This window comes from Pseudomonas aylmerensis (assembly GCF_001702265.1).
In the GTDB taxonomy this organism is placed as follows: Bacteria; Pseudomonadota; Gammaproteobacteria; order Pseudomonadales; family Pseudomonadaceae; genus Aquipseudomonas; species Aquipseudomonas aylmerensis.
In genome coordinates, this window is sequence record NZ_MAUE01000034.1 from 1 (window position 1) to 20,229 (window position 20,229).

General features: G+C 63.3%; 17 protein-coding genes. 10 read left to right on the forward strand and 7 right to left on the reverse strand.

What is annotated here, in order from left to right; translation table 11 throughout:
- Positions 1 to 99: 99 nt before the first annotated feature.
- Entirely contained in the window at positions 100 to 1,425 is a 1,326-nt protein-coding gene (locus BBG20_RS22525; RefSeq protein ID WP_065904575.1) for an LLM class flavin-dependent oxidoreductase, read from the reverse strand.
- A complete protein-coding gene (locus BBG20_RS22530) occupies positions 1,422 to 2,360 on the reverse strand; it encodes an aliphatic sulfonate ABC transporter substrate-binding protein (protein WP_065904577.1) in 939 nt (312 codons plus the stop codon). Before BBG20_RS22530 ends, BBG20_RS22525 begins: the two co-directional genes overlap by 4 nt.
- Before the next feature lie 246 nt (positions 2,361 to 2,606).
- Between BBG20_RS22530 and BBG20_RS22535 the strand changes: the two genes are divergently transcribed.
- Positions 2,607 to 3,551 (forward strand): aliphatic sulfonate ABC transporter substrate-binding protein, encoded by a 945-nt coding sequence (locus BBG20_RS22535; RefSeq protein WP_065904578.1) that lies wholly within the window; start codon positions 2,607 to 2,609, stop codon positions 3,549 to 3,551.
- Between the two features lie 642 nt (positions 3,552 to 4,193).
- Here the strand turns inward: BBG20_RS22535 and BBG20_RS22540 are convergent.
- The 3 genes from BBG20_RS22540 to BBG20_RS22550 are packed head-to-tail and all read right to left on the reverse strand — an operon-like array spanning position 4,194 to position 7,433.
- A complete protein-coding gene (locus tag BBG20_RS22540; protein ID WP_065907312.1) occupies positions 4,194 to 5,669 on the reverse strand; it encodes an FGGY family carbohydrate kinase in 1,476 nt (491 codons plus the stop codon).
- A gap of 5 nt (positions 5,670 to 5,674) precedes the next feature.
- Positions 5,675 to 6,607 carry a transketolase family protein gene (locus BBG20_RS22545; protein ID WP_065907314.1) on the reverse strand — a complete coding sequence of 311 codons (933 nt, stop codon included), beginning with the start codon at positions 6,605 to 6,607 and terminating at the stop codon, positions 5,675 to 5,677.
- The gene (locus tag BBG20_RS22550) at positions 6,597 to 7,433 is read right to left on the reverse strand and encodes a transketolase (protein ID WP_065907316.1); all 837 of its coding nucleotides are present in this window, start codon (positions 7,431 to 7,433) and stop codon (positions 6,597 to 6,599) included. Before BBG20_RS22550 ends, BBG20_RS22545 begins: the two co-directional genes overlap by 11 nt.
- A gap of 360 nt (positions 7,434 to 7,793) precedes the next feature.
- Here BBG20_RS22550 and BBG20_RS22555 point away from each other — a divergent pair, with 360 nt between their 5' ends.
- From BBG20_RS22555 to BBG20_RS22595, 9 genes are all read left to right on the forward strand, one after another.
- Positions 7,794 to 8,801 carry an ABC transporter permease gene (locus BBG20_RS22555; RefSeq protein ID WP_012724867.1) on the forward strand — a complete coding sequence of 336 codons (1,008 nt, stop codon included), beginning with the start codon at positions 7,794 to 7,796 and terminating at the stop codon, positions 8,799 to 8,801.
- A 50-nt stretch (positions 8,802 to 8,851) separates the two neighbouring features.
- Complete coding sequence (locus BBG20_RS22560) at positions 8,852 to 9,784, forward strand: sugar ABC transporter substrate-binding protein (RefSeq protein ID WP_065907318.1); 933 nt, start codon at positions 8,852 to 8,854, stop codon at positions 9,782 to 9,784.
- A 15-nt stretch (positions 9,785 to 9,799) separates the two neighbouring features.
- The gene (locus tag BBG20_RS22565) at positions 9,800 to 11,311 is read left to right on the forward strand and encodes a sugar ABC transporter ATP-binding protein (RefSeq protein ID WP_065907319.1); all 1,512 of its coding nucleotides are present in this window, start codon (positions 9,800 to 9,802) and stop codon (positions 11,309 to 11,311) included.
- A gap of 949 nt (positions 11,312 to 12,260) precedes the next feature.
- Entirely contained in the window at positions 12,261 to 13,025 is a 765-nt protein-coding gene (locus BBG20_RS22570) for an SDR family oxidoreductase (protein WP_065907322.1), read from the forward strand.
- A gap of 11 nt (positions 13,026 to 13,036) precedes the next feature.
- Positions 13,037 to 13,837 carry a glucose 1-dehydrogenase gene (locus tag BBG20_RS22575; protein ID WP_065907325.1) on the forward strand — a complete coding sequence of 267 codons (801 nt, stop codon included), beginning with the start codon at positions 13,037 to 13,039 and terminating at the stop codon, positions 13,835 to 13,837.
- Positions 13,838 to 13,882: 45 nt separating this feature from the next.
- Entirely contained in the window at positions 13,883 to 14,836 is a 954-nt protein-coding gene (locus BBG20_RS22580) for a sugar-binding transcriptional regulator (RefSeq protein WP_065907327.1), read from the forward strand.
- A 22-nt stretch (positions 14,837 to 14,858) separates the two neighbouring features.
- Positions 14,859 to 15,782, forward strand: coding sequence for a transaldolase (gene tal / locus BBG20_RS22585; RefSeq protein ID WP_065907330.1), 924 nt, complete (start codon positions 14,859 to 14,861; stop codon positions 15,780 to 15,782).
- Complete coding sequence (locus tag BBG20_RS22590) at positions 15,779 to 16,774, forward strand: GlxA family transcriptional regulator (protein ID WP_065907343.1); 996 nt, start codon at positions 15,779 to 15,781, stop codon at positions 16,772 to 16,774. The genes tal and BBG20_RS22590 overlap by 4 nt, the downstream gene beginning before the upstream one ends.
- A 126-nt stretch (positions 16,775 to 16,900) precedes the next feature.
- Positions 16,901 to 18,100, forward strand: coding sequence for an NAD(P)/FAD-dependent oxidoreductase (locus tag BBG20_RS22595; protein WP_065907345.1), 1,200 nt, complete (start codon positions 16,901 to 16,903; stop codon positions 18,098 to 18,100).
- 21 nt (positions 18,101 to 18,121) lie between these two features.
- On the opposite strand, the gene aqpZ is transcribed toward BBG20_RS22595, so the two are convergent.
- Together aqpZ and BBG20_RS22605 are read right to left on the reverse strand one after the other, a co-directional pair.
- Entirely contained in the window at positions 18,122 to 18,829 is a 708-nt protein-coding gene (aqpZ, locus tag BBG20_RS22600) for an aquaporin Z (protein WP_065907347.1), read from the reverse strand.
- Between the two features lie 98 nt (positions 18,830 to 18,927).
- On the reverse strand, positions 18,928 to 20,118 hold the full coding sequence (locus BBG20_RS22605) for a sugar transporter (protein WP_065907348.1): 1,191 nt from the start codon (positions 20,116 to 20,118) through the stop codon (positions 18,928 to 18,930).
- Between the last annotated feature and the right edge of the window lie 111 nt (positions 20,119 to 20,229).

Sequence of the window (20,229 nt, forward strand, 5' to 3'; positions counted from 1 at the left end):
AGCGGGCTTGCCACAAAAAAACCGTTCACCACAAAAAAACCGTTCACCACAAAAAAGCTCGGTCCCCACAAAAAAGCGCGTGTGTCGCGCAAGTTGCGGTCAGGCTTGCAGGTCAGCCAGTCCCAAGTGCTCGCGCAGCGTGGAGCCCTCATACGCTTTGCGGAACACGCCTTTGCGCTGCAAGTGCGGAATCACACTCTCGACAAACTCAGTAAACGACCCCGGCAAATAACCCGGCGAAATTACAAACCCGTCGCAACCGCCCTGCTCGAACAGTTCGGCCAGTTGGTCGGCGATCTGCGCGCCGGTGCCTACCAGTTGCGGCACGCGCACGCTGCTGGCGAAGATCCGGCCGAGTTGTTCCAGGGTGGTCTGCGGGCCTTGCATCAGCAGCTTTTCCGCAGCAGCCGGATGGATCAGCGGTGACTGCGCGATTTCCGCCAGCGTGGCGCTCAACGGGAAGGGCGACAGGTCCACATTCAACTGCGAAGCCAGCGTCACCAGGCCCAGCTCGGGACGCGCCAGGGCGTTGTGCCGGTCGCGCTTGGCGCGGGCTTCGGCTTCGCTGCCGCCAATGAACGGCATCACCGCTGTCAGCACCTTGCAACTGTCGGCCTCGCGGCCTTGCTGCACGACCTGCGCGCGTACGTCATCGCGAAACGCGCGCATGGCTGCCAGGTGCGGGTGAATGGTGAAAATCGCTTCGGCCCAGCGCGCGCCGAACCGACGGCCACGTCCGGAGGAGCCGGCCTGGATCAGCACCGGCCGCCCCTGGGGCGTGCGCGGAATATTCAGCGGGCCCTCGACCTTGAACCACTCGCCCTGATGCTGCACCGACTGGATCAACGCCGGGTCGGCGAGCACGCCGCTGGCACGATCGAGCTTCAATGCGTCCTTGCCCCAGCTGTTCCAGAGCTTCAGCGCGACTTCGACAAACTCATCGGCGCGGTCATAGCGCAGGTCGTGTTCCAGGTGCTTGTCCTTGCCAAACAGGCGCCCTTCGCTGTCGTTCATCGAGGTGACGATATTCCAGGCAGCACGGCCCTTGGACAGGTGGTCGAGGGTGGCAAACTCGCGGGCGATGTGTGCCGGTTCGTAATAGGTGGTGGACCGCGTCGCGCCCAGGCCCAACTTGCGGGTCTGGCCGATCAGGTAGGAGAGGATCGGCAGCGGGTCCAGGCGCGTGGCGTCCTGGGCGCCGTAGCGCAAGGCCAACTCGCGGGAGCCGCCCATCTGGTCACCCACCGCCAGGCGATCAGCGAAGAACAGAAAGTCGAACAGCCCCTCCTCCACCACCTTGGCCACTCGCGCGTAGTACTCGGGATCGAGGTAATTGCCGACAGTTTCCGGATGGCGCCACACCGCATGGCTGTGCACCACGGGCCCGCTCAGCAGGAAGGCTGACAAGTGGATCTGGCGGCTCATGGCTTCGGCGTCCACACGGTGATATCAGAGACTTTCAGCGGCTTGGGAATCAGCTTGGCGGCGTAGTAGTAATCGGCGATGCGTTGCTGTTCGGCGAGGTTGTCCACCTTGACCGGGATGATGTCGTAGCTGCGTCGGCTGTTGGCGCGCTCCACCGTCGCCGGGGCGATGTTGCCCCACAGCGGACCGAGAATTTCAGCGGCCTCCTTGGGATGGGCTTTGACCCATTGGCCGGTCTCGCGCAGGGTGTCGAACGTCACCTGCAACACGTCCGGATGCGCCTTGGCGAACCGGGTCGTGGCCAGGTAGAAGCGGTTGTAATTGGCCAGGCCGTCGCTGCCGTCGGCAATCACGCGCGCGTGGTGGTCGAGTTGCTGGGTCGCGTAGAACGGGTCCCAGATCACCCAGGCGTCCACGCTGCCATTGGCGAACGCCGCGCCGCCGTCGGGGGCTTCGAGGTAACGCGGGGTGATATCGGCAAGGGTCAGCCCGGCTTTTTTCAGCGCACTGATCAGCAGGAAATTGCTGCCCGAGCCTTTGGACACGGCGACGGTCTTGCCCTTGAGGTCGGCAACGCTGTGGATCGGCGATTTATCCTGCACGATGATCGCCTGCGCGCCGGGCGACGCGTTTTCCTGCGCGTAGTAAGTCAGCGGCGCATCGGCGGCCTGGGTGAACAAGGCGAAGGCGTCGGCCACATCGGCATGCAGGTCGACGCTGCCGGCGTTCAACGAGCTGAGCAGGCCGGTGCTGAATTCATGCCAGTTGACCGTGAACCCCAGCGGCTTGAGGCGCTGTTCAAGCTGGCCATTTTGCTTGAGCAGGATCCACAGGGTGGATGAGCGCTGGTAGCTGATATCCAGGGTCTGCTCGGCATGGGCCGCCGCTGCGGCAAACAGCAGGCTGGCGGCGAGAATGAGTTTCTTGAACGTCATGAAAAGGCCTTGGCATAGAAGAAGTGAAAGAAGCTGCATATGCCAAAACGCGGCATAAGGCCTGGCAAACAAGCGAACTTGATTATATTAATGACCGGCGATTATGAAAGAACTCTATAATTCTATGGTTATGCCGAATTCGCAGGACTGTGCGAAAAGCGCCCTAAGCTAAGATCGAAAGAGTATTTATCGAATAGTTTTTAGAACTTTATGCTTGGCGATATTTCGCTGAAGATCGAGCTCGCCATGTCCATTCGCCGTCCCCTCGCCGTCGTTTTAGGGTTGCTGGCCTTTTCCGTTGCCATCAGCGCCGAAGCCCAGGAAACCCTGCGCATCGGCTACCAGAAATCCTCGACCCTGATCACCCTGCTGAAAACCCAGGGCACCCTGGAACAAGCCCTCAAGGCTGACAACATTGATGTGAGCTGGCACGAGTTCCCCAGCGGCCTGCCGCTGCTCGAAGCGCTGAACGTGGGCAACGTCGACATCAGCGCCGATGTGGCGGATACCGTGCCGATCTTCGCCCAGGCGGCCCAGGCCAAACTCACCTACTTCGCCCAGGAAGCGCCCTCGCCTTCGGCCCAGGCCATCGTGGTGCGCAAGGATTCGCCGATCCAGCAACTGGCGGATTTGAAAGGCAAGAAAATCGCGGTGACCAAGGCGGCCGGCACCCACTATTTGCTGATCGCGGCGCTGGCCAAGGCGGGGCTGGCTTTCTCGGATATCGAGCCTGCGTACCTGTCACCGGCCGATGGTCGCGCGGCGTTCGAGAACAACAAGGTGGATGCATGGGTCACCTGGGAACCCTTCCTGACCAGCGTGCAGCGTCAATTGCCGACACGCACCTTGGCCGACGGCGCCGGGCTGGCCAGTTACAAGCGTTACTACCTGACCGGGACGCCGTACGCCAAGGCGCATCCCGAGGTGTTGAAAGTGGTGTACGCGCAGCTGGAGAAAACCGGCGAGTGGGTGAAGAAAAACCCGCAGGACGCGGCGAAAATCCTCGGCCCGTTGTGGGGCAACCTGGATGTGGCCACTGTAGAAGCGGCCAATGCGCACCGCAGTTATCAGGTGCAACCGGTGACGCTCGATCAGTTGGGTGAGCAGCAGAAGATTGCCGACGCGTTCTTCAAGGCCGGCTTGCTGCCCAAGGCGGTAGACGCCAAGGATGTGCAGACCTGGAAGCCCTGAGGCCGGGCACGGTCTAACTGTGGGAGCGGGCTTGCTCGCGAAAGCGGTGGTTCAATGAATACATCTTCAACTGAAAGAGCGCATTCGCGAGCAAGCCCGCTCCCACAATTTGATCTCCATACCCTGTCCAAGCAGTGACCCGATCAACTGTGGGAGCTGGCTTGCCTGCGATGGCAACCCGTCAGCCACCTCTTCGTTACTGACCCACCGCTATAGCTGGCAGCTCCTACACTTTTGATCTCCATACCCTCTCCAAGCAGTGACTCGATCAACTGTGGGAGCTGGCTTGCCTGCGATGGCGCCCCGTCAGCCACCTCTTCATTGCTGAACCACCGCTATCGCTGGCAAGCCAGCTTCCACATTTTTGATCTGCATACACCCTCCACGCTGTGACCCGATCAACTGTGGGAGCTGGCTTGCCTGCGATGGCGACCCGTCAGCCATCTCTTCATTGCTGAACCACCGCTATCGCAGGCAAGCCAGCTCCCACATTTTTGATCTCCATACCCCCTCCCAGCAGTGACTCAATCAACTGTGGGAGCGGGCTTGCTCGCGAAAACGGTGGTTCAGTGAATACATCTTCGACTGAAAGACTGCATTCGCGAGCAAGCCCGCTCGCACATTTTTGAGCTGCATACACCCTTAGAGCAGTGTGCGGGCCAGGGCCTTTTTCCATTCGGCGTAACGACCTGCCATCGCCGGGTCATCCTGCGGTTCGAACCGCTCGCGCTGTCGCTCCAATTGCGCCAGCGCTGCATCGCTCGCCCACACGCCCAAGGCTCGTCCCGCCAGGTGCGCCGCGCCCAGCGCCGAGACTTCCGGCGATAGGCTGCGCACCACCGGGCGTTGCAGCAGGTTGGCCAGGAACTGCATCAGCCAGCGGTTGCGCGTGGCGCCGCCGTCGACCCACAACTCCTTGAGCGGACTGCCAATGTCCTGCTGCATCGCCTCGAACACATCGCGAATCTGATAGCCGATGGACTCCAGCGAAGCACGAAGGATATGCGCACCAGACGTCGCTTCGGTCAGCCCGCAGATCAACCCGCGCGCATCGGCCTTCCAGTGCGGCGCGCCCAACCCGGACAGCGCCGGCACAAAGTACACGCCGCCATTGTCCGGCAGTTGCGCGGCCTGTTCAGTCAACGCATCCAGCGACTCACCCGCCACCAGGCGCGAGGCCCATTGCACCGCCGCGCCGGTGTGCACGATATTGCCTTCCATGCCAAAGGTGGCTTGGCTGCCGTCATGCCAGGCCAGCGTGGTCGAAAGACCGTGCGTGGACGCGATCGGCCCCTTCATGGGCGTCATCAACGAAGAACCGGTGCCGAGGGTGGCCTTGACCAGGCCCGGGGCAAAACCGCCCTGCCCGTACAGCGCGGCGTGGGAATCGCCGATCATCGACATCACCGGGATGCCCGCAGGCAAGCCGCCCAGCGCGACGGTCTCGGCAAAGAAACCGGCGCTCGGGCGGATCGGCGCCAGGGCCGCCAGAGGAATGCCGAACAGCGCCAGCAACTCAGCATCCCAGGTACAGGTTTGCAGGTTGAACAGCTGGGTGCGCGCGGCATTCGAATAATCGGTGGCGAACACCTGGCCGCCGCTGAGTTTCCACAGCAGCCAGCTGTCGACGGTGCCCAGGCAAATCTCGCCGGCAGCCGCGCGGGCGTGACCGTCTTCAAGGGTGTCGAGAATCCAGCGAAACTTTCCGGCGGAGAACATCGGGTCCAGCGCCAGCCCGGTTTTTTCCAGGATCACAGCTTCATGCCCCTGCTCATGCAGCTGGGCGCACAACGCGGTGGAGCGTCGGCATTGCCAACTGATGCACGGCGACACCGGCTCGCCCGTGCGCCTGTCCCAGGCCACCACCGATTCGCGCTGGTTGCTGATGGCCAAGGCAGTGATCGGACGCTCCACCTGGGCCAGGCATTCTTCAATCGCGGCCAGGGTGCTGTGCCAGATGAACAGCGGATCCTGCTCGGAAAACCCGGCCTGCGGATGGCTGACGCTCAACGGCCGCGAGCCGCGGGCAATCACCTGCCCGAGCGCGTTGACCAGCACTGCCTTGGCGTTGCTGGTGCCTTCGTCTATCGCCAGGATCAGCGGAGTGTGGTTATTCATGGGGGTCACCGCAACCGAGTGGCAGCCGCCACGATCCCAGCCGCGTCGATGTTATGCAAGGCGCGGGTCGGTTCACGGGCGCCGGCGGCGGCGTATTCGCCGTCACCGATGCCCAGGCGGATCAGCGCGATACCCAGCCCGGCCTCGGCCAGCACTTCGGCAACCAGGCTGCCGATGCCGCCGTTGATGTTGTGTTCTTCCACGGTGATGACCGCGTGGGTGCCGCTCAAGGCACTGAGCAGGACGTCACGCTGCAGCGGCCGGATCGACGACAGATTGATCACCTGCGCCTGGATCCCCTGTTCCGCCAGCAACGCCGCGGCATCCACTGCCTCGTGCACCACCGACCCCAGGGCGACGATGCTCACATCGGCGCCCTGGCGCAGGATATCCACCTGCCCCGGCACGAATTGGTAATCGGCGCCGTGCACATCCGGCAAGGCTTTGCCATCGAGACGGATGTACACCGGGCCGTGGTAGCGCAGCGCGTAATCGACGATCTGGCGGCACTCGATCGCGTCGGCCGGCGCGAAAATCTGCACATTGCCAAAGCCGCGCATCACCGAAATATCGTCAAGGCTGTGGTGGGTGCTGGCCAGCGGACCATAGCTGGTGCCGGCATTCAGGCCGAACATCTTGACGTTGGCCTGGTTGTAGCAAACGTCGACCTTGATCTGCTCATTGGCGCGCGAGATCAGAAACGGCGCCGCGTTGCAGGTGGCGGCGATCTTGCCACCCAGCGCGAGGCCCGCCGCGACGCTGACCAGCGACTGTTCGGCAATGCCGACGTTGATCAGGCGCTCGGGAAAGCGCTGGGAAAACGGGCCGATCTTGGCCGTGGAGGTGGAGTCGCTGACCACGGGCACCACGTCCAGCCCGGCATCGACCGCCTCAATAAACGCCTGCACCATGACGCTCGCCAGATGTTCACTCGCCATGACTCAACTCCTCCAGTGCCGCATTGATTTCGTCACCCTTGGGCACGCGGTGGTGCCATTCGGGACGGGCTTCGATAAACGACACGCCCTTGCCTTTAATGGTGTGGGCGATCAGCACCTGCGGCGCACCGGTGTGGGTCTGCATGTCTTCGAGGGCGTCGATCAACTGGCCGACGTCGTTGCCGTCGCACTCACTGACACGAAAGCCGAAGGCGGCCCATTTCACGTCCAGCGGGTCCAGCGGCATGATCTCGGCAGTCAACCCCGCCAGCTGCAGCTTGTTCTTGTCGACAATCACAAACAGGTTATCCAGGCCGTACTTCGCCGCCGCCATTGCGGCTTCCCAGTTGGAACCTTCAGCCAGCTCGCCGTCGCCGGTCAGCACGTAGATGCGCTTTTTGCTGCCGGACATTTTCGCCGCCAACGCCAACCCCACCGCCACCGGCAAACCATGGCCGAGGGCGCCGGTGTTGAGTTCGATACCGGGGGTTTTCTGCCGCACCGGGTGACCCGGCAAGTGCGAATTGAAGTGCTGGTAGGTAGGCAACCAGTCGGTCGGAATGTAGCCCGCCTGCGCCAGGCAGCAATACAAACCGCCGACGCCGTGGCCCTTGCTCTGGATATAGATATCGCGCTCAGGGTCTTCGGTGCGTTCCGGGCCGGTATTGAGGATGCGGAAATACAGCGTGGCGAGGATGTCGGTTTCCGACAGATCGGCCCCGGTGTGCCCACCGGCCGGTGAGTCGGCATTCAGGCGGATCACGTGGCGCCGGATCAGGCGGGCCTGTTCTTTGATCTGGTGGGCGTCGTACTGGAAGGCATTCATGCAGCGGCTCCTGTGGGCTGACCACGCGAGGTGAAAGTGCCGAAAGCTGTTTTGAATATTTATTCAGCAGTGACAATATATTTCTATTTAGACGCTGATCCGCCAGCAGGTCAAGTGAGTGATTCGCTGAAAAATGAAATAAGTCGCGCAAAAACCGCTCGGACAGACGGCCAAAATCCCACGCGGGGTTATCTATCCTGTGGCTTTGAGGCGTATAAAAGCTGCGGTTTAGAGGCGCACATGAAAAATTAAGCGCTTGACTTTGACGCAGTGGCACTGGAATCTGAATTAACAGTCAGGCACGCATAAATATTCAAGCGACCTGAAAGCACTCCAAAAAAAATAAATCAGGAGAACACTGTGGACGCCAAAGCGATTGTCCAGCACCCGGCCGAACTCAAGCCGCCCCACCGCCCACGGCTGGTGAAACTGCTGCCCAGCAATATCGGCGGCCCGTTGATCGGGCTGGTACTGTTGGTGCTGGTCTTCTCCTTCAGTTCCGAATTCTTCTTCTCGTTGCGCAATGGCCTGAACATTCTCGATCAGGTCACGGTGCTGGGCATCCTGGCGATCGGCATGACGGCGGTGATCGTGATCGGCGGCATCGACCTGTCGGTCGGCTCGGTGCTGGCCTTCTCGATGATGATGCTCGGCTGGCTCTATCAGGACCAGGCGGTGCCGCTGGGCTTCGCCATCCCGATTTCGATTGCCAGCGGCATGCTGGCCGGGCTGGTCTCCGGGGGCTTGATCACCTACGCCAAGCTGCCGCCGTTCATTGCCACGCTGACCATGATGTCGGTGGCCCGTGGCCTGGCAAATATCCTCACCGAAGGCCGGCAGATCGTCGGTTACCCGGACTGGTTCACCAGCCTGGCGACGGTGCGGCATTTCGGTTTTCTCTCGGCCACCGTCGGGCTGTTCCTGGTGATGCTGGTGGTGGCGTGGGTGTTCCTGCGCTTTCGTGCCGGCGGCCGCAACTTGTACGCCATGGGCGGTAGCCCGGAAGTGGCGCGCCTGTCGGGCATCAAGGTGCGCGCGATCACGCTGTGGGTGTACGCCATCAGCGGCGCCCTCGCCGGCATTGCCGCCGTAACCCTCGCCGCCCGCCTCGACTCGTCCCAACCCAGCGCCGGCCTGAGCCTGGAACTGGACGCCATCGCCGCCGTGGTGATTGGCGGCGCCAGCCTCAGCGGTGGCGTCGGCAGTATCGGTGGCACCCTCGTGGGGGTGCTGATCATTGGCGTGCTGCGCAATGGCCTCAACCTGCTTGGCGTTTCGCCGTTCATTCAACAAGTGGTGATCGGCGTGGTCATCGCCCTCGCCGTGACCATCGACACCCTGCGACGCCGTTCCAGCACTGCCCGTTAAACCTGTTCGACAGTTGACACCCTCCAACAATAAAACCAGGAGTCACCGACATGTTCAGCCCCAAGAAACTGCTCATCGCCACTGCCTTGGCTGCCGCGACCCTCAGCGCCGCCGGCACCACCTGGGCCAAGGACCTGACCATCGGCCTGGCCGTGGCCAACCTGCAGGCCGACTTCTTCAACCAGATCAAGCAGTCGGTGGAAGCCGAGGGCAAGGCCAAGGGGATCAAGGTGATCACCGTGGACGCCCAGGGCAACTCCTCGACCCAAGTCAGCCAGATTGAAGACCTGATCACCCGCCAGATCGACGTGCTGATCTACATTCCGGCCGGTGCTACCGCCGCCGGTGTGCCGGTAAAAGCCGCCAAGGCCGCCGGCATCCCGGTGATCGCCGTCGACCGTAATGCCCCCGACGCACCCGGCGATACGTTTATCGCCAGCGACAGCGTGGCCGGCGCCAAGACCCTGGCCGAGTACGTGGGCAAGATCACCGACGGCAAGGGGCGCATCGCGATCCTGCAAGGCCAGCTCGGCACCACGCCGGAAAACGACCGCGCCAAAGGCTTTGAACAAGGCCTCAAAGCCTTCCCGGACCTCAAGGTGGTCGCCCAGCAACCCGCCGAATGGGCCCAGGACAAAGGGTTCGCGGTGGCCCAGGACCTGCTCCAGCGTGACCCGAACATCACCGTATTCTTCGGGCGCGCCGACGCCATGGCATTGGGCGCGGCCCAGGCAGTGAAAGTCGGCAACCTCGATCACAAAGTCGTGGTGGTCGGTTTTGACGGCGACGTCGCCGGGCTCAAGGCCGTGGAAAGTGGTGTGCTCAACGCGACCATGACCCAGCAGACGCAGAAAATGGGGCGCCTGGCCGTGGCCTCGGCAATTGACCTGAAGGCTGGCAAAGACGTGCCCAAGGAACAACTGCTGCCCACCGTGCTGACCACCAAAGACAACGTCGCGCCGTTCCTGCAACAGCACCCGTAAGCCTCGGAGGTCGTCATGCAAGCAGCCGCTCTGGACACCGCTCAACCTGACGCGGTGCTGTGCCTGCGCAATATCAGCAAGGCCTACGGGCCGGTGCAGGTGCTGTCGCAGGTCAACGTGGATATTCGCCCTGGCGAGGTACTGGCCCTGCTCGGTGAGAACGGCGCGGGCAAGTCGACCTTGTCATCGATCATCGCCGGCCTGGTGCAACCCGAAGCCGGCGGCAGCATGACCTGGCTCGGCGCGCCCTACGCGCCGGCATCACCGGGTGCCGCGCTGGGTGCGGGGATCGGCCTGATCCACCAGGAAATCCGTCTGCTGCCGCAACTGTCGATCGCCGAAAACATCTTCGTCGGCCGCCTGCCCATGCGTCACGGGCGGGTCGACCGCGAGTACATGGAGGCCCAGGCGCAGATTCAGCTCGAGCGCCTGGGGCTCAAGGTGCCGGCGTCGCGCAAGGTCGAAGGCCTGAGCGTGGCGGCCCAGCAACTGGTGGAAATCGCCAAGGCGCTGACCCTCAAGGCCAGCCTGTTGATCCTCGACGAGCCCACCGCGGCATTGGGCGGCGACGAAACCGAGCTGCTGTTCAAGCAGGTGGAACGGCTCAAGGCCGAGGGCGTTTCGTTCATCTATATCAGTCATCGCCTGGAAGAAATCGCGCGCATCGCCGACCGCGTGCTGGTGCTGCGCGACGGTCGCCAGATCGCCCTGCACGCCACGGCCCAGGTGCCGGTGCGTGAGTTGGTCGAGCAGATGGTCGGACGCAGCCTGGAGCGGATTTTCCCGACGCTGCAGGCACCGCAGGCGCGGGTGATGCTGCAGGTCAAGGAGTTGACCTGCCGCGAGTTTGCCTTGCACGGCATCGACTTCAGCGTGCGCGCCGGCGAGGTGTTCGGCATTGCCGGGGTAGTCGGCGCCGGGCGGACCGAACTGGTGCGCACCATCGCCGGTGCGGCCCGGGATATCCAAGGCCATATGGTGCTGGACGGCGAAGTCCGCCAGCTGCGCTCGCCGTTCGAGGCAATCCAGGCCGGCGTGGTGCTGGTGCCCGAAGACCGCAAGCAGCAAGGCGTGGTGGTGGAGCATCGGATCGAAGACAACCTGATCTACGGCAACACCGACCTGCTGGATAAACGCGGTTGGGTGTTCCCTGCCCCGCTGCGCGAATTCGCGCGCACGGCGGTGGCGCGCCTGGGCGTTAAAGGGGCACCGCAGTCGCGGATTTCCAGCCTGTCCGGGGGTAACCAGCAGAAGGTGATCATTGCCAAATGGCTGGCACGCAATCCCAAGGTGTTCATCCTTGACGAACCCACGCGCGGCATCGACGTGGGCGCACGCGCGGCGATTTATGAAGTGATCGCGGACCTGGCAGCCAAGGGCATGGCTGTGATTGTGGTGAGTTCCGACCTGGATGAAGTGCTCGGGCTGTCCCATCGGGTGATGGTGATGAGCCGGGGGCGACAGATGGGGATTCTGGAACGTGGCGAGGCCACACCGGTTTCGGTGATGGAAATGGCCACCGCATGACCACGAACGATGGAAGCGGAACCCTTTTTGTGGTGAGCGGGCTTGCCCCGCGTTGGGCTGCGCAGCAGCCCCCCCCCTCAAACACCCGTGTTGAATCAGACACACCCGAGTGACAGATCGAGGGGCTGCTTCGCAGCCCAACGCGGGGCAAGCCCGCTCACCACAGGGGGCGGGGGTGTATTGCCGACCATGAGTAAGGGAGTCATCCATGCAGCTTTTCAGTAATCATGGCCAGGCCGCCTTCGTCAGCGGTGCCGGCAGTGGCATCTATCCAACGGTAAAAGCGCGCCCCTTTGTGGTGAGCGGGCTTGCCCCGCGTTGGGCTGCGCAGCAGCCCCCTTCAGGCCCCTGCGTTGAATCAGACACACCGCAGTGGCAGATCGAGGGGCCGCTTCGCAGCCCAACGCGGGGCAAGCCCGCTCACCACAGGGGGCGGGGGTGTATTGCCGACCATGAGTAAGGGAGTCATCCATGCAGCTTTTCAGTAATCAGGGCCAGGCCGCCTTCGTCAGCGGTGCCGACAGTGACATCTATCCAACGGTAAAAGCGCGACCCTTTGTGGTGAGCGGGCTTGCCCCGCGTTGGGCTGCGCAGCAGCCCCCCCTCAGGCCCCTGCGTTGAATCAGACACACACCAGTGGCAAATCGAGGGGCCGCTTCGCAGCCCAACGCGGGGCAAGCCCGCTCACCACAGGGGGCGGGGGTGTAATGCCGACCATGAGTAAGGGAGTCATCCATGCAGCTTTTCAGTCTTCAGGGCCAGGCCGCCTTCGTCAGCGGTGCCGACAGTGACATCTATCCAACGGTAAAAGCGCGACCCTTGTGGTGAGCGGGCTTGCCCCGCGTTGGGCTGCGCAGCAGCCCCCTTCAGGCACCCGCGTTGAATCAGACACACCCCAATGACAGATCGAGGCGGGGTGTATTGCTAACCATGAATAACGGAGTCATCCATGCAACTTTTCAGTCTTCAGGGCCAAGTCGCTTTTGTCACCGGTGCAGGCAGCGGGATCGGACAGGCCATCGCCGTCGGGCTGGCCGAGGCCGGCGCCGATGTGGCGTGTTTTGACCTGCCCGGCAGCCCCGGCATTGCCAGCACCGTAGAACGCATCCAGGGATTGGGCCGTCGTGCCCTGGCCCTGAGCGGCACCGTCACCGAGCGCGCCGCGCTGGACGCCGCCGTCGCTCGCACCGAAACCGAACTCGGCCCGCTGAGCGTGGCGGTCAACTGCGCCGGTATCGCCAACGCCCAGGCCGCCGAAGACCTGGAGCTGCAGCGCTGGCAGACCACCCTGGACATCAACCTCACGGGCATCTTCCTCAGTTGCCAGGCCCAGGCCGCCGTGATGTTGCCGCGCGGCAAAGGCGCCATCGTCAATATCGCCTCGATGTCCGGCAGCATCGTCAACCGCGGCTTGCTGCAGGCGCACTACAACACCTCCAAGGCCGGGGTGATCCACCTGAGCAAAAGCCTGGCGATGGAATGGGCCGACAAGGGCCTGCGGGTCAACTGCATCAGCCCCGGCTACACCGCGACGCCGATGAACTCGCGCCCGGAAGTCGCCGACCAGGTGAAGATTTTTGAACAGACCACGCCCATGGGCCGCATGGCCAGCGTGGAAGAAATGGTCGGCCCGGCGATTTTCCTGGTCAGCCAGGCCTCGTCTTTCTGCACCGGTGTCGACCTGCTGGTCGATGGCGGCTTCGTCTGCTGGTAAGGAGTCTTGTGATGTCGCAACGTTTCAGCGGTAAAACCATCGTGATCACCGGCGCCTGCCGTGGCATTGGCGCCGGCATTGCCGAGCGCTTCGCCCAGGAAGGCGCCAACCTGGTACTGGCTTCCAATGACCTGGAACGCGTGACCTTCACCGCCGACCAACTGGCCCAGGAATACAAGGTCGACGCCCTGGCCCTGGCTATCGACGTCACCCGTGAAGACGACATTGAAAAGCTCTACCGCGAAGGCCACGCGCGCTTTGGCAGCATCGACGTGTCGGTACAGAACGCCGGCATCATCACCATCGACCACTACGACAAAATGCCCCGCGCCGACTTCGACAAGGTGCTGCAGGTCAACACCACCGGCGTGTGGCTGGGCTGCCGGGAAGCGGCCAAGTACATGGTCAAGCAAGGCAGCGGGCGGCTGATCAACACCTCGTCCGGCCAGGGCCGCCAGGGGTTCATCTATACGCCGCACTACGCCGCGAGCAAAATGGGCGTGATCGGCATCACCCAGAGCCTGGCGCTGGAACTGGCGCGGCATAACATCACGGTCAACGCGTTTTGCCCCGGCATCATCGAAAGCGAAATGTGGGACTACAACGACCGCGTGTGGGGCGAGATCCTCAGCACCGAGGAAAAACGCTACGGCAAAGGCGAGTTGATGGCCGAATGGGTCAAGAACATCCCCCTGCGCCGTGCCGGCAAACCCTCGGATGTGGCAGGCCTGGTGGCGTTCCTGGCCTCCGACGATGCCGCCTACCTGACCGGCCAGGCGATCAATATCGACGGCGGCCTGATCATGTCGTAAGGGTTTGGTATCCTCACCCGCATTGATGTCACCACTGAGGCCTTCATGAGCCAAATCGAAGAACAGCGCCTGATCACCAAGATCGCGAGCCTCTATTACGAAGAAGGGCTCAAGCAGTCCGAGATTTCCGCACAGCTCGACCTGTCCCAATCCTTTATCAGCCGCGCGCTGCGTCGGGCGCTGCAGGAGGGCGTGGTGAAGATCAGCGTGATGCGCCTGCAAGGCCTGCACCTGGAGCTGGAAACCCAGTTGCAGCGCCGCTATGGCGTGCGCCGGGTGATCGTGGTCGAAGCCACCGAACCGGGCAATGACGAAAGCATCAAGCAGGCGATCGGCTCGGCCGCCGCGCATTACCTGGAGACCAGCCTGTCGCCGCAGGATCACATCGGCATTTCGTCGTGGAGCAGCACCATTCGCGCCATGGTCGGCCACCTGCATGCGCAACCGGGCAAACAAGGCGCCCAGGAAGTGGTACAACTGTTGGGTGGCGTCGGTAACAAAGGCGCGTTTGAAGCGACCTTGCTCACCCAACGCCTGGCCACCCTGCTCAACTGCCCGGCGTTCCTGCTGCCCTCGCAAAGCATCGAGCAATCGGTGGAGAGCAAGCAGCGCATCGTGCAGATGGAAGAGGTCAAGGAAGTGCTGCAACGCTTTGACAGCATCACCCTGGCCATCGTCGGCATCGGCGACCTGGAGCCTTCGCAACTGCTGCGCAACAGCGGCAACTACTACACCGAAGACATGCTGCGCCTGCTGGCCGAGCGCGGTGCCGTCGGCGATATCTGCCTGCGCTACTTCGACGCCCAGGGCAAGCCGGTACTGGAAGAAGATGAAGAGTTCGTGGTGTCGGTGGCGCTGCCCAAGCTGCGCAGCATCCACCGCGTGCTGGGCCTGGCCGGCGGGCTGAACAAGGTCCAGGCGATTCGTGGCGCGCTCAAGGGCGGCTACCTGGACATCCTGATTACCGACCTGGATACCGCACAGGCCCTCAACCAATAACCTCTTTTGGAGACTGCCGCTCATGACGTCCAAGCTCGAACAACTCAAGCAATTCACCACCGTGGTCTGCGACACCGGCGACCTGGAAGCCATCAGCCGCCTGCGCCCGGTGGACGCCACCACCAACCCTTCGCTGCTGCTCAAGGCCGCCGCCATCCCGGAATACGCCGACCTGCTGCGCCGCGCTGTGAGCCATGCCAAAGGGGATGTGGGCCTGGCCGGCGACCACTTCGCGGTGTCGGTGGGTGCAGGGATTCTCAAGGTGATTCCGGGGCGCATCTCCACTGAGGTCGACGCGCGCCTGTCATTCGACGAAGACGCGCTGTGGGCCAAGGCCAACCAGTTGATCGCCCTCTACGACCAGGCCGGCATCGGCCGCGACCGCGTGCTGATCAAGCTGGCCTCGACCTGGGAAGGCATCCGCACCGCCGAGCGCCTGGAAAAGGCCGGTATCCAGACCAACCTGACGCTGCTGTTCTCCTTCGCCCAGGCGGCTGCCTGTGCCGACGCCGGCGTGTTCCTGATCTCGCCGTTCGTGGGCCGCATCTACGACTGGTACCGCAAGAACACCGGCCTGGACTACACCGGTGCCGAAGACCCCGGCGTGCAGTCGGTCACGCGCATCTACAACTACTACAAGGCCAACGGCATCAAGACCGTGGTGATGGGCGCCAGCTTCCGCACCCTCAGCCAGATCGAACAGCTGGCCGGTTGCGACCGCCTGACCATCAGCCCGGAACTGCTGCAAAAGCTTGATGGAGACCAGGGCCCGCTGGCACGCAAACTCACCCCGGGCGCCGACGGCGAAGCGCGCCTGCAGTTGACCGAGGCACAGTTCCGCTGGGCTTCGAACGAAGACGCGATGGCCACTGAGAAACTCGCAGAAGGCATTCGCCAGTTTGCGCGGGACCAGGAAAAACTGGAGGCGGTGTTGTCGGCGCTATGACCCCCGTCCAGCCGCTCGGCCAGTCGCGCACCTTGGTGTTCCTGGCCTACCCGCACATGGGCCTGCTCGACCTGACCGGCGCCCAGACCGTGTTCTGGGCGGCCACCAAGGCCATGGTCGAGCGTGGCCTGCCGGGCTATGTGATGCACACCGCCAGCCTGGCGGGTGGCTTGATGCCAACAGCCGAAGGCTTGAGCGTCGATACCCTGCCACTGGCGCAATTTGACCCCGCCACCCTCGACACCTTGATCGTACCCGGCGCCCCCGCCATTCAGCAGGCGATGGCCGCCAACACCGATCTGGTGGACTGGCTGCGTCATGCTTCCACCCAGGCCCGGCGCACGGCTTCGGTGTGCAGCGGCACGTTCCTGCTGGCCCAGGCCGGCTTGCTCCAAGGCCGGCGTGCTGTCACGCACTGGGCGATGTGCGACATGCTCAAGCGCGGGTTCCCGAGCATCGAAGTGGACATGGACGCGATCTTTGTCCAACAAGGCAATGTGTGGACGTCGGCAGGCGTGAGTGCCGGTATCGATCTCGCGCTGGCGTTGGTCGAGGCCGATTGCGGGCGTCACGTCGCCCTGCAAGTAGCGCGGGAGCTGGTGGTGTTTCTCAAAAGGCCCGGTGGCCAGGCCCAGTTCAGCCAACTGCTGCAAGCGCAGACCGATGACACTGCGGGTTTCGACGCCTTGCACCTGTGGATCGCCGATAACCTCAGCGACAGCGAGCTTACGGTGGAGCGCCTGGCAGAACAAAGCCGCATGAGCCCGCGCAATTTCGCCCGTGTCTACAAGCAAAAAACCGGGCGCACCCCGGCCAAGGCCATCGAGTTGTTTCGCGTGGAGGCGGCACGACGCCTGTTGGAAGACTCCCAGCGCAACATCGACCAAGTCGCGCACCTGTGTGGCTTTGGCGATGAAGAACGGATGCGCTACACCTTCCATCGCCACCTGTCGATTTCCCCTCGCGACTACCGCGCGCGCTTTTCCCGCTGACAGCAGGCCGGTTGGCAGTAATTCAGGGTTTTGTGTCCTACCCGACAAACAACGGCGCTCTTAGAGTAGGCCGGTAACGCATTGCACCTTGAGCAATCGTATCGACCTGGTCCCTGGAGCATCCCCATGAAGCAGCACATCCTTATCATCGGCGCCGGCTTCGGCGGTGTCTGGAGCGCCTTGAGCGCCGCACGCCTGCTGGATAAATATGACCGCCATGACGTGCAGATCAGCGTACTGGCCCCACAACCGGCGCTACGTATTCGTCCACGTTTCTACGAAGCCGACGTGCATGCCATGCAAGCACCGCTGGGGCCATTGTTTGCGGCGGTCGGCGTGGACTTCATCGAGGGCGCCGCGGACCGCATCGATGAAAATGGCAAGCAGGTGACCTACCGCAATGCGGCTGGCATAGCCACCACCCTCACGTACGATCGCCTGGTTCTAGCCGCTGGCAGCCGTCTGAATCGGCCACAGATGGAAGGCATCCAGCACGTGTTCGATGTGGACCAGATCGAAGATGCCACGCGCCTCGAAGCGCACATCAAGGGGTTGAACAACCTGCCCGACAGCCCGGCTCGTAACACTGTGGTGGTGGCCGGCGGCGGGTTTACCGGGATCGAGACCGCGACCGAAATGCCGGCACGCCTGCGCGAAGCACTGGGTGACAACGCCAATATTCGTGTGATCGTGGTGGACCGCGGCCCGCAGATTGCGGCTTCCATGGGCGATGGTATTCGCCCGTCCATCGTTCAAGCCAGCGAACACCTAGGCCTGGAATGGAGATTGAACACCTCAGTGGCCGCGGTGGATGCCGGCGGCGTGACCCTGGCCGATGGGGAACGCATTGAGTCCAGTACCGTGATCTGGACCATCGGCTTTCGCGCCAACCCGCTGACCGAACAGGTCAGCGGCACCCTTGATCCCCAGGGCCGCCTGCATGTGGACGGCAACCTCAAGGTCAAGGGCCTGGCCGATGTCTTTGCCGCCGGTGATGTGGCCTACGCCGCCACCGATGACCTGGGTCACTTCGCCGGCATGTCCTGCCAGCACGCCATTGCCCTGGGCCGCTACGCCGGCAACAACGTCGCCGCCGACCTGATCGGTGTGGCCCCGATGACCTACAGCCAGCCCAAATACGTCACCTGCCTCGACCTCGGTGCCTGGGGCGCGGTGTACACCGAGGGCTGGGATCGTCAGCTCAAACTGGTGGGCCAGGAAGCCAAGGAGCTTAAACAGCAGATCAACACCGTGTGGATCTACCCACCCGCTGCTGATCGGGCCACCGCGCTGGCGGCGGCTGACCCGCTGATCCCGGTGGCCTGACCGCGCCTGGGGCGGCAGCTATCAACTCTGGGGTGTATGTACCGTCAGGCCACGAGCTGCCAATGCCCCCAATACCCCGCCGACCATCGGCGCCAGCCAGAACAACCACAACTGCGCAATGTACTCACCGCCGGCGAACAACGCCGGGCCGGTGCTGCGCGCGGGGTTGACCGAGGTGTTGGTCACCGGGATCAGGACCAGGTGAATCAGGGTCAGCGCCAGGCCGATGGCAATCGGCGCAAAGCCTGCGGGCGCGCCCGGCGCGGTCACGCGCATGATGATCAGCACAAAGAAGAACGTGGCGATCACTTCGGCCAGCAGTGCAGCCTTCATGTCGAACAGGCCCGGGCTCAGCTCGCCGTAGCCGTTGGCAGCAAAGCCGCCCATCTCGAAACCGGGTTGACCGTTGGCAATCACATACAGCGCCGCTGCAGCCGCAATGGCGCCAACCACTTGCGCCGCGATATAGGGCAGCACTTTCCCCCCGCACAGGCGGCGCCCGGCCCAGAGGCCGAGGGTCACCGCCGGGTTGAAATGCCCACCGGAGATACCGCCCACCGCGTAGGCCATCGTCAACACGGTCAGGCCGAACGCCAGTGACACGCCGGCGAAGCCAATCCCCAACCCGGGGAACGCAGCCGCCAGAATGGCGCTGCCACATCCGCCGAAAGTCAGCCAGAAGGTTCCGAGGAATTCTGCGGTCAAACGTCTTTGCACAAGTGACTCCATTGCTGTTCAGGTGCCGTCACCACAGGACGTGGGCGGTCCTGGGCGACGGTAGCAATGGGCATCATGGCGCCCTGTAAGACTTGTCTGGTTTTAGCGTTTTACCGCGGGGTCGCGGGCACACCCGTGCCGAACCGACGAATCGCCAGGCAATAGCCGATCAACGCCACCGCCGCCAGCAAGCCGCCCGCCGCGCCGATCCAGGCAAAGCCGAAGTGGCTGCCGACCCAGCTGCCCATCAGCGCACCGCCGCCGATACCGATGTTGTAGATGCCGGAGAACATCGCCATCGCCACGTCGGTGGCGTCCGGCGCGAGGACCAGCACCTTGGATTGCATGGCCAGGCCGAAGCCCATGATCGCCATGCCCCAGAACACGCTGAGGATCACCAGGTAGGATTCGGCGCCGCTCAACGGCAGCAGCAGCGACAGGCACGCCGCCAGCAGGAACACCGCGCCGACCACGAACACGTGGGGGTTGAAGCGGTGCACCAGGCTGAACAGCAGCGAACCAATGATGCCCGCGCCGCCGAACACCAGCAGGATCAGGGTGACCGCGCTGCCGCTCATGCCGGCCACGCCTTCGACGAAGGGTTCGATATAGCTGTAGGCGGTGAATTGCGCGGTGACGGTCATGGCCGTGAGCACGTACAGCGCCACCAGCGCCGGACGCTTGAACAGCAGCGGCAGGCTGCGCAGGGAGCCGGAGTTCTGGCTCGGCAACGGCGGCAAGGTGCGCGCCAGCCAGAACACCAGGGCAGCAGCGAAGGCGCCGATGACCAGGAAGGTCGTGCGCCAGCCCATGGCTTCGCCGAGCAGGCGGCCCAGCGGAATGCCCAGAACCATCGCCAGCGAGGTGCCGGTGGCGAGCAAGCCCAGCGCCTGCACCTGCTTGCCTTCCGGCGCCAGGCGCACGGCCAGGGACGCGGTGATCGACCAGAACAGCGCATGGGACAAGGCGATGCCGACCCGGCTGAGCATCAGGATGCCGAAGCTGGTGGCCACGCTGGAAAGAATATGGCTGGCGATAAACATGCCGAACAGCACGATCAGCAACTTGCGCCGCTCGACGTTGCGGGTCAGCAGCATCACCGGCAGCGAGGTCAGCGACACGATCCACGCATAGATGGTGAGCATCAGGCCGACACTGGCGATGGGCATGTCGAAGCTGGCGCCAATGGCGCTGAGCAGCCCCACGGGCACGAATTCGGTGGTGTTGAACACAAACGCGGCCAGCGCCAGGGCGATGACCGGTTGCCAGTTGGCTTGGGGGGTTGCGGCTGAAATGCTCATTGAAGGGCGAGGTACTCTGGCGATGATCAAGCGGCCACCCAGGACAAGCGCCGCCGCCGAGCATTCTATAGGTTTCTCGGCCGGCTGTTGACGCCCATCCCCCTCAAAATA